The following is a 1,241-nucleotide window of genomic DNA, read 5'->3' as shown; positions in this document are numbered from 1 at the left end:
GTGCATAATAAGCCCTACACAAATTGGGAGATATATCATGAAAGGCTGGCTTTTTCTTGTTATCGCAATAGTTGGCGAAGTAATCGCAACATCCGCATTAAAATCTAGCGAGGGCTTTACTAAGCTTGCCCCTTCCGCCGTTGTCATAATCGGTTATGGCATCGCATTTTATTTTCTTTCTCTGGTTCTGAAATCCATCCCTGTCGGTGTTGCTTATGCAGTCTGGTCGGGACTCGGCGTCGTCATAATTACAGCCATTGCCTGGTTGCTTCATGGGCAAAAGCTTGATGCGTGGGGCTTTGTAGGTATGGGGCTCATAATTGCTGCCTTTTTGCTCGCCCGATCCCCATCGTGGAAGTCGCTGCGGAGGCCGACGCCATGGTGACGGTGTTCGGCATTCTGAATCTCACCGAGGACTCCTTCTTCGATGAGAGCCGGCGGCTAGACCCCGCCGGCGCTGTCACCGCGGCGATCGAAATGCTGCGAGTCGGATCAGACGTCGTGGATGTCGGACCGGCCGCCAGCCATCCGGACGCGAGGCCTGTATCGCCGGCCGATGAGATCAGACGTATTGCGCCGCTCTTAGACGCCCTGTCCGATCAGATGCACCGTGTTTCAATCGACAGCTTCCAACCGGAAACCCAGCGCTATGCGCTCAAGCGCGGCGTGGGCTACCTGAACGATATCCAAGGATTTCCTGACCCTGCGCTCTATCCCGATATTGCTGAGGCGGACTGCAGGCTGGTGGTTATGCACTCAGCGCAGCGGGATGGCATCGCCACCCGCACCGGTCACCTTCGACCCGAAGACGCGCTCGACGAGATTGTGCGGTTCTTCGAGGCGCGGGTTTCCGCCTTGCGACGGAGCGGGGTCGCTGCCGACCGGCTCATCCTCGATCCGGGGATGGGATTTTTCTTGAGCCCCGCACCGGAAACATCGCTGCACGTGCTGTCGAACCTTCAAAAGCTGAAGTCGGCGTTGGGGCTTCCGCTATTGGTCTCGGTGTCGCGGAAATCCTTCTTGGGCGCCACCGTTGGCCTTCCTGTAAAGGATCTGGGTCCAGCGAGCCTTGCGGCGGAACTTCACGCGATCGGCAATGGCGCTGACTACGTCCGCACCCACGCGCCTGGAGATCTGCGAAGCGCAATCACCTTCTCGGAAACCCTCGCGAAATTTCGCAGTCGCGACGCCAGAGACCGAGGGTTAGATCATGCCTAGCATTCACCTTCCGGCCGCCCGCT

2 protein-coding genes are annotated in these 1,241 nt (G+C 57.9%); both read left to right on the top strand.

Annotation, left to right across the window (positions count from 1 at the left end; genetic code table 11):
• Positions 1-37: 37 nt before the first annotated feature.
• Positions 38-385 carry a quaternary ammonium compound efflux SMR transporter QacE delta 1 gene (locus PSF28_RS23590; protein ID WP_000679427.1) on the top strand — a complete coding sequence of 116 codons (348 nt, stop codon included), beginning with the start codon at positions 38-40 and terminating at the stop codon, positions 383-385.
• Positions 379-1,218 (top strand): sulfonamide-resistant dihydropteroate synthase Sul1, encoded by an 840-nt coding sequence (sul1, locus tag PSF28_RS23585; protein ID WP_000259031.1) that lies wholly within the window; start codon positions 379-381, stop codon positions 1,216-1,218. Before PSF28_RS23590 ends, sul1 begins: the two co-directional genes overlap by 7 nt.
• The last annotated feature ends 23 nt before the right edge of the window (positions 1,219-1,241 follow it).

It is taken from the genome of Providencia sp. PROV130, assembly GCF_028482225.1.
Taxonomy (GTDB): Bacteria; Pseudomonadota; Gammaproteobacteria; order Enterobacterales; family Enterobacteriaceae; genus Providencia; species Providencia rettgeri.
This window is presented reverse-complemented; position numbering and strand designations above follow the sequence as displayed.

Bases quoted from the DNA above. Each gene is read 5' to 3' on its own strand.
- PSF28_RS23590 (WP_000679427.1), top strand. From the start codon at position 38: ATGAAAGGCTGGCTTTTTCTTGTTATCGCAATAGTTGGCGAAGTAATC.
- sul1 (WP_000259031.1), top strand. From the start codon at position 379: ATGGTGACGGTGTTCGGCATTCTGAATCTCACCGAGGACTCCTTCTTC.